The sequence below is a fragment of the Nocardia sp. NBC_01329 genome (genome assembly GCF_035956715.1).
In the GTDB taxonomy this organism is placed as follows: Bacteria; Actinomycetota; Actinomycetes; order Mycobacteriales; family Mycobacteriaceae; genus Nocardia.
The window spans coordinates 6355052-6361933 of sequence record NZ_CP108381.1 but is presented as its reverse complement, the minus strand read 5'-3'; the positions used below and the strand labels follow the sequence as shown (position 1 = coordinate 6361933).

The 6882-nt window shown below is 65.7% G+C and carries 10 protein-coding genes; 4 read left to right on the top strand and 6 right to left on the bottom strand.

The genetic code is table 11. The annotated features are described in order from the left end of the window. Positions 1-361: 361 nt before the first annotated feature. Both cobM and OG405_RS29055 read right to left on the bottom strand, forming a co-directional pair. Positions 362-1117 (bottom strand): precorrin-4 C(11)-methyltransferase, encoded by a 756-nt coding sequence (cobM, locus tag OG405_RS29060; RefSeq protein WP_327149584.1) that lies wholly within the window; start codon positions 1115-1117, stop codon positions 362-364. Between the two features lie 57 nt (positions 1118-1174). Continuing rightward, on the bottom strand, positions 1175-1600 hold the full coding sequence (locus tag OG405_RS29055) for a PPOX class F420-dependent oxidoreductase (protein WP_327149583.1): 426 nt from the start codon (positions 1598-1600) through the stop codon (positions 1175-1177). Between the two features lie 20 nt (positions 1601-1620). Between OG405_RS29055 and OG405_RS29050 the strand changes: the two genes are divergently transcribed. Then, entirely contained in the window at positions 1621-1824 is a 204-nt protein-coding gene (locus tag OG405_RS29050) for a hypothetical protein (RefSeq protein WP_327152630.1), read from the top strand. 238 nt (positions 1825-2062) lie between these two features. Here the strand turns inward: OG405_RS29050 and OG405_RS29045 are convergent, their stop codons facing one another. Continuing rightward, positions 2063-2968 carry a TIGR03620 family F420-dependent LLM class oxidoreductase gene (locus OG405_RS29045; RefSeq protein ID WP_327149582.1) on the bottom strand — a complete coding sequence of 302 codons (906 nt, stop codon included), beginning with the start codon at positions 2966-2968 and terminating at the stop codon, positions 2063-2065. 80 nt (positions 2969-3048) lie between these two features. On the opposite strand from OG405_RS29045, the gene OG405_RS29040 reads away from it, so the two are divergent. Then, a complete protein-coding gene (locus tag OG405_RS29040; RefSeq protein WP_327149581.1) occupies positions 3049-3621 on the top strand; it encodes a TetR/AcrR family transcriptional regulator in 573 nt (190 codons plus the stop codon). Between the two features lie 126 nt (positions 3622-3747). Here the strand turns inward: OG405_RS29040 and OG405_RS29035 are convergent, their stop codons facing one another. Together OG405_RS29035 and OG405_RS29030 are read right to left on the bottom strand one after the other, a co-directional pair. Beyond that, a complete protein-coding gene (locus OG405_RS29035; protein WP_327149580.1) occupies positions 3748-4038 on the bottom strand; it encodes a hypothetical protein in 291 nt (96 codons plus the stop codon). After that, positions 4035-4277 (bottom strand): hypothetical protein, encoded by a 243-nt coding sequence (locus OG405_RS29030; protein WP_327149579.1) that lies wholly within the window; start codon positions 4275-4277, stop codon positions 4035-4037. Before OG405_RS29030 ends, OG405_RS29035 begins: the two co-directional genes overlap by 4 nt. Positions 4278-4785: 508 nt before the next feature. Here OG405_RS29030 and OG405_RS29025 point away from each other — a divergent pair. Beyond that, a complete protein-coding gene (locus tag OG405_RS29025; protein WP_327149578.1) occupies positions 4786-6003 on the top strand; it encodes a helix-turn-helix domain-containing protein in 1218 nt (405 codons plus the stop codon). Further along, on the top strand, positions 6000-6527 hold the full coding sequence (locus tag OG405_RS29020; protein WP_327149577.1) for a flavoprotein: 528 nt from the start codon (positions 6000-6002) through the stop codon (positions 6525-6527). Before OG405_RS29025 ends, OG405_RS29020 begins: the two co-directional genes overlap by 4 nt. Before the next feature lie 127 nt (positions 6528-6654). On the opposite strand, the gene OG405_RS29015 is transcribed toward OG405_RS29020, so the two are convergent. Further along, a complete protein-coding gene (locus OG405_RS29015; RefSeq protein WP_327149576.1) occupies positions 6655-6852 on the bottom strand; it encodes a TrmO family methyltransferase domain-containing protein in 198 nt (65 codons plus the stop codon). Positions 6853-6882: the final 30 nt, after the last annotated feature.

Here is a 6882-nt window from a genome sequence, read left to right as displayed (position 1 = left end):
CCGTATCCTCGCTTCCGGAACGCACGTCCGTACGTCCCCTCAACACCCGGCCGCGACGCGCACGCCCTAGCACGCCGTCCGCTGTTCCAGGTCCACTTCTCGTTCGATCAGGTAGAAATGTCCATCGGAAGTATCCGCTTATCGGGCCGAGGACGTTACATCGGACGCCCGGTACCGCCCGGCACGTCCGGTGCCGGGCGACACCCCGCACCGGCACCTGCGCGCCGACTCCTGACCACCGATCCAATCTACCGTTGCACCGGCGCGAGACCAACCGCGTTCCGAACGCGCAGGCCCGGGCCCGAGACTGTTACCCCAGCCCTTCGGGCGAACCCGTCGAGCAAACCCCTTCCCACATCTATCAGCTCAGATGCGCCCGGCCGCGGGCCGGATCGTAAAGGTGTGATTGCGCACAGTCGATACCCGATTCGAGCGACCATCCGACCAGGATCACCGCCGCCTGCCGCAACCCGGCCGCCTCGACTCGGTCGGCGATCTCGGCGAGGGTCCCGCGCAGCACCAGCTGCTCCGGCTGACTGGCACGATAGACGACGGCGACCGGGCAGTCGGACCCGTACTCTCCGGCCAGTTCCGCGACCAGCTCCCGGATACGGGTGACGGCCAGATGCAGCGCCAGCGTGGCACGGGTCCGCGCGAACTCCGAAAGCGCCTCCGATTCCGGCATCACAGTCGACCGGGCGCGGACCCGGGTCAACACCACCGACTGCGCGACCTCCGGAACGGTCAGCTCCGTTCCGAGAAGTGCGGCCGCGGCGGCATAGGCGGGGACACCCGGTGTGATATCCCACGGCACCCCGGCGGCGTCGAGCCGACGGGTCTGCTCGGTGAGGGCGGAATAGAGCGACGGATCACCGGAACACAGCCGGGCCACGTCCTGGCCGGCCGCCTCCGCACGCACGAGACGCTCGATGATCTCATCGAGGTCCAGCCGCTGAGTGTCGACGAGCTCGGTGCCCGGTGCACAGTGGGCGATCACCTCGGGGTCCAGATAAGTCCCCGGGTACAGGCACACCGGACAACGCCGCAGCAGCTCGACCGCGCGCACGGTCAGCAGGTCGGCGGCGCCGGGCCCGGCCCCGATGAAGTGCACCGTCATGGCTCCGAGCATAGGACCGCCGCCGGCCCGCCCGGCACCCGACCGACCGCGCCCGGATCAGCCGACGGCGTCGAAGAAAGCGATGACCTTGGTCGGGTGCACGCGGACCAGGACTTCGCCGGGCACACCGTTGCGGCGGCCGAACTCGTCGGCGCGGGCCGTACCCATATAGCGGCCGCCGATCGCGGTGGCCGAACGCAGCAGTTCGGCCGGATCCTCGGAGAAGGTGACGGTGCCCTGGATCTGCACCGCCCCGTACGGCGGCTCCTCGAGGTCCACCACCATCGCGATCCGAGGATCGCGCTGCAGTGCCTTTCCTTTCGCGGTGTCCTTACCGGTGTTGAACACGATTCCGTCGCCGTCGAGCAGGAACCACACCGGCGTCACCAGTGGACGCCCGTCGCTCGCGATGAACGCCACCTTGGCGGTTCGGGTTCCGTGGCTGAGGAATTCACGCACCTTGGGATCGGAAAGTGAGGCCATACCGACCAGCCTAGGGGGCTGTGTCGGATTGCCCCGCCTTCGGCGGGGCGGGTCGGGCAGGGCTCGCGGCAATGTGGGTGCTCGACGGGGTGGTGCGGCGGTTCCTGCAGGGTTTCGCGGTGGGCGGCGAGTGGGGCGGCGCGGTACTGCTGGTGGCCGAGCACAGCCCGGACCGCAGTCGCGGATTCTGGGCGAGCTGGCCTCTGGGGCTGCCTTCCCGATGATGGACACCGGCAACGGCTGGGTGATCACCGCGGCGATCATGCTCGGCCTGATTCGGCGGTTCCCATCGCGCTGTATCCGGCGGCGGCGACCGCGGTGACAGCGGTCGCGGTGCTGGTCGCCCGCGAGACCGAAGGGTTCGACCTGACCGATATCGATCGCGCCGACGCCGCCCGCGATAGAGCGGCAAGCGTCCGGCAGTAAATACGGCGCGGCCGCAGAAGGCGCGAGGCCCGACACCTACTCCTGGATGAGCGACGCCAGTTCGCGCCATTCCGGCAACGGCAGTACGCCCGGGGTGGCGGTGAGCACCTGCAGGCAGACGTGGTCGGCACCGGCTCGGAAGTGGTCCCGGACCCGATCGGCGATGGTTTCGATGCTGCCACCGGCGACGATCGCGTCGACGAGCCGGTCGCTGCCGCCATCGGCGAGGTCGGTTGCGTCGAAGCCGAGGCGCAGCAGATTGTTTCGCTGGTGCGGTGCGAGCAGGTAGCCACCGACGTGCTCGCGCTGGGTCCGGCGAGCGCGCTCCGGATCCGGATCGAGCACTACGGCCTGCTCGACGGCGAGATACGCGTCCGGGCCCATGCGTTCGCGAGCCATTGCGGTATGCGAGACGGGTACGAAATAGGTGTGCGCTCCCCGAGTCCGCTCGGCGGCAAGATCGAGCATCTTCGGTCCGAGTGCCGCGAGGACACGCCGGGGTGGTTGCGCCGCGGCAGCGTTGAGCGGGACCTTCTCCAGGCTGTCGAGGTACTCGCGCATGCTCGATATCGGTTTGCCGCTGAAGGGGATTTCCGAGCCCGCGGACGCGGTCGACGAGGCGGGGACGCGGTGGCCGCCGAGTCCGAGCACGAACCGGCCGGGGTGCTGCTCGCCGAGCGAGCGCTCGGCGGCCGCCATGGCGATCGGATGCCGCAGGTAGATGTTCGCGATTCCGGTCGCCACGGCGATGCGCTCTGTCGCGTCGAGCAGCAGCGCGGCCTGGGATACGGCGTCCCGGCCGAATGCCTCGCCGAACCACACCGCGCCGTAGCCCAAGCCCTCCAACTCCGCGACGGCATCGCGGACCCGTGCGGCGGGATGCGGGTCGAAAGCGAACGTCCAGATCCCGAGTCGGCTGCGGTCGTATTGCGTGTGGGACATATTCTCCGAACTCTCCACTTAAACTGAGGGTGCCTCCGATTACGAGAATACGGAGGGTGCCTCCGATTAGCAACGAGTTCGTGACGAGTGAGGAAATGACGACCGAGCAACGCCCGATGCGGGCCGACGCCCGCCGGAACTACGAACAACTGCTCACGGCAGCCGAGACGGCCTTTCGCGAGCATGGAACCGATGCCGCGCTGGAAGAGATCGCGCGCGCCGCGAAAGTCGGCATAGGCACCCTCTACCGGCACTTTCCGACGCGGGACGCGCTGCTCGAAGCACTCCTGCACGATCGCTTCTCCGCACTGAGCGAGCAGGGCGCCGGCCTACTGAAGGCGGAGTCGCCGCGGATCGCTCTGATCACCTGGCTGCGCGCATTCGTGACTTCGTCGAACAGGTATCGGGGGTTGCCCGCTTCTGTGGTCGAAACACTGAACAACGAGGAGTCCCGGCTCTACGCGTCCTGCCATGCGATGCAGGACGCGGGGGAACGACTACTGGTGCGCGCCCAGCAGGCCGGCGAGGTTCGCCCCGACCTCCAGGGCGACGAACTCTTACTGTTGGCGGCGTCGATCTCCTGGGCGGGCGAGCACCGAACGAACAGCACGGAGCGATTCCTCACCTTGCTCGTCGAGGGCATCGAGCCCTGAGCCGGCGCCACCGCACCGCGGCGGGCCTACTGGCACAGGGCCGGCTCGCCCAGCACCTCGCCCCAGATCTCCACGTAGCGGCGCTGGGTGCGCCGGAGTATGAGCGCCTCGCGTATGCCTTCGGTGTCAGGACTTGCGTGCGACGACCCCGGTCGCGGTCACCAGGTCCGCCAACCAGATGACCGGCCGCCACGCGAGCGCCGCCCGTACCTCCTGCTCACCCAGATACGGGATCACCACCACCTCGGCACCGTGTTCGAGCACGTACTGCACGGCAATCCGCGCCGCGAACTCGGATCCGGTATCGGTGTAGACCGTGTACACCACTTCCAGATCATGCGCCCGCGACAGGCACTCGAGCTGCCCGCCGTCGCTGTCGGCACGGCACAGCCCGACCGCCCGTCGCGCAATGGTCATCGACACGCCTCCGACGCGTACGCTGCCGCCGCCTCGTAACGCGGGCAGCGATGCGCGGCATGCACGTCCATCACCTGATGGGCATGCGCGTACCCGCGAATCGGGTCCCGCGACCGACAGTGCGCAGCGGGACGATCTGCCGGTAACGCCCTCAGCCCGTCAGCCAGCTGCCGCAGGATCACCGGGTCGTCGGTAACCCATCTCTTGCCCGCCTGCCACAGTCGGACCGTGGCGGCCATGGCCAGATTGTGCGGAGCCCTGACGGGCAGGGCCGGAGTCTCCTGACACATACGGGTACCTCGTTCATGGTTGTTGTGTGGTGATTCGATCCGCCCGGGCCCGAAGCCAACCGCTCGCCTGCGGGCGATCGACCTGGCAACCCGAGCGGTCGTCACAGGCATGAGCGATGTGCGCAGGGTCGGATACCGACCGAGCGAGAAGCTCGACGTAGGGCTTGCCGTGATGAGACCAACCGCTTGAGCGCTGCGGAAGTCGGCAGCTCTCGATATCTGCCCATCGGACCGGTTCACCCTCGATCGAATCCTTGTGGGATGGCGTTGTTGCTGGTCATGACGACGACACTATGAGCGAGGACACGCTGCGGTTTGTACAAAATGTGTGAGTACCTGCAACTAGTTCAGCTGCGGAGAGATCAGTACTGTTGAGCCGGTGTCGCCAGGGCCTCGCTTCGGCCCGCTACGCCTCACAGCCGGCCCGTAGACCTCCACGTAGTGAGAGACCAACCGCATGGACGAGCAAGCTCACTCAATCGGTCGCCGCGTTCGATACTGGCGAATCCGGCGCAACCTCGACCGGCAACAGTTCGCTGACATGGTGGGCCGCTCGACTTCGTGGCTCGACAAGATCGAAAAGGGCGAGCGCAATCTTCTTCGCCTGCCCATGCTCGACCGAGTAGCCGAGGTTCTGGGCGTTGATCCCGCCGCCCTGAGCGACATCTCAACTGCTCGCCGGGCGGCGCGGTGTGTGGATGCCCTCGAGGTGCGGACTATTCGCGAGGCATTGAGTCGGTACCCGTCGTTGTCGGCGCAGGACAGCAAGCAGGAGCCGACTCTTGATCGAGTGGCCAAGCAACTGCAATACGTCGATCAGGCCTGGATGTCTTCGCATTTCACGGTTGTGGTCCGCCATCTTCCGAGGCTGTTGCACGAGGCCCAGATGTTGGCGTACATCGCTCAACCTTCCCAACAGGTCCCGGCAACCCGAACGCTGGTCCTGGCTTATCGGTTGGCTTCCTCGGTTCTCCTGAAGTTCGAGACGAACGACGTGGCGTGGCTTGCGGCAGATCGCGCTATGCAAGAAGCCCTGGCAGTGGACGACACACTAGCCCTCGCAAGAGCGACACGCAGCGTGGCGCGATCCCTGGCCAGCACGGGCCAACTGTCGAGTGCTATCGATGCCGTTACAGGAATGGCAGACCGAATGCGACCCGAACTCGACACGCGGGCAGACGAATTACTGTCGCTGTACGGCATGCTTTTCTTGGCTGCCTCGATCGCCGCAGCCAAAAAGGAAGACGCAGCCACAGCGCTTCTGATGCATGAGCAGGCACGAACCGCAGCTGAAAGGCTTTGTCCCGGCTACGATATGCACCGAACGTTCTTCGGGCCTACAAATGTTGGGCTTCATCGGGTGGCTGCCCTTGTTCGATTGAATGAGCCGGGGCAAGCTTTGGAATATGCCCAAACCATTGATCCGGAATCGATTTCGAATCTGCCGCCAGAGCGAAGAGCCAGCTACATGCTCGACATTGCTTCCGCACATACCCAGACCGGCCGATATCCGGAAGCCGCCCGGACCTTGATCGACGTGGATCGAATCGCGCCCGAGGAGGTCCGCTGCCGCCCCTTGTCGCATGGCCTGCTCCGGGCAATGCTGAGAAATACGGGCGAGGATACGGGGCGCGCAGTGCGGCGGATAGCATCGCAGGCAGGCGTCACCGTATGAGTGACCGCGTTCTGTACCTGTTCATCTGTGGCGCGGGCCCAGCGAGCCGGATAGTCGAGATGGTGACATCAGCACAGTCCGAGGGCTGGTCGGTGTACTGCATTGCCACTCCGGCGGCGATCGAGTATTTCGTGGATATTCAGGAGCTGGAGAATGCGACCGGCCATCAAGTGCGCACGGCGTATCGGAAGCCGGGCGATGAGTCATTACCGAGACCGGACGGCGTCGTCGTGGCACCAGCGACGTATAACACCATCAACAAGTGGGCGGCAGGAATCTCGGATACGTACGCGCTCAACCAGCTTGCGGAGCTGACCGGACTCGGGGTCAAGATCGTGGTCTTGCCGTTTGTCAATCGAGCACTCGCGGCCAACCGGGTATTCGTGCGCAGTGTGGAAGAACTGCGGCAAGCCGGAATACGCGTACTATTCGGACCCGGAGAATTCGAGCCCCACCCACCACGTACGGGTGGAGAAATACTCGATATCTATCCTTGGAGCCTGGCCCTCGATGCGCTCAACTGAAAGGATCGGGCGGCATTAACTTTTCCCCCAACAACATTCCTTCCAGAAGCACCAGATCCGCCCGCGTGGCCGAAGACGGCGGCGATGCGAGTCGGATCTGCGGCCGAATGGCAATCCACCAAGCGGGTTAAAAGTAGCCTTTCAGCATCTCGGTGGACCAGGCCGCCTGGTGGACCTCTCCGCGCGGGCCGAACTCCGCGAACCACGGTTTGATGTCCAATACCGGCGTGCCGTCCACGGAATCCAACTCGGCGACATGGAGGTCCAGCCCGTCGACCGCCAACAGACGAGTGCGGGATACTCCGAGCCAATTGAGGCGCCGCATGTTTCTGTGGCCGAAAATGCCGACCGCGGT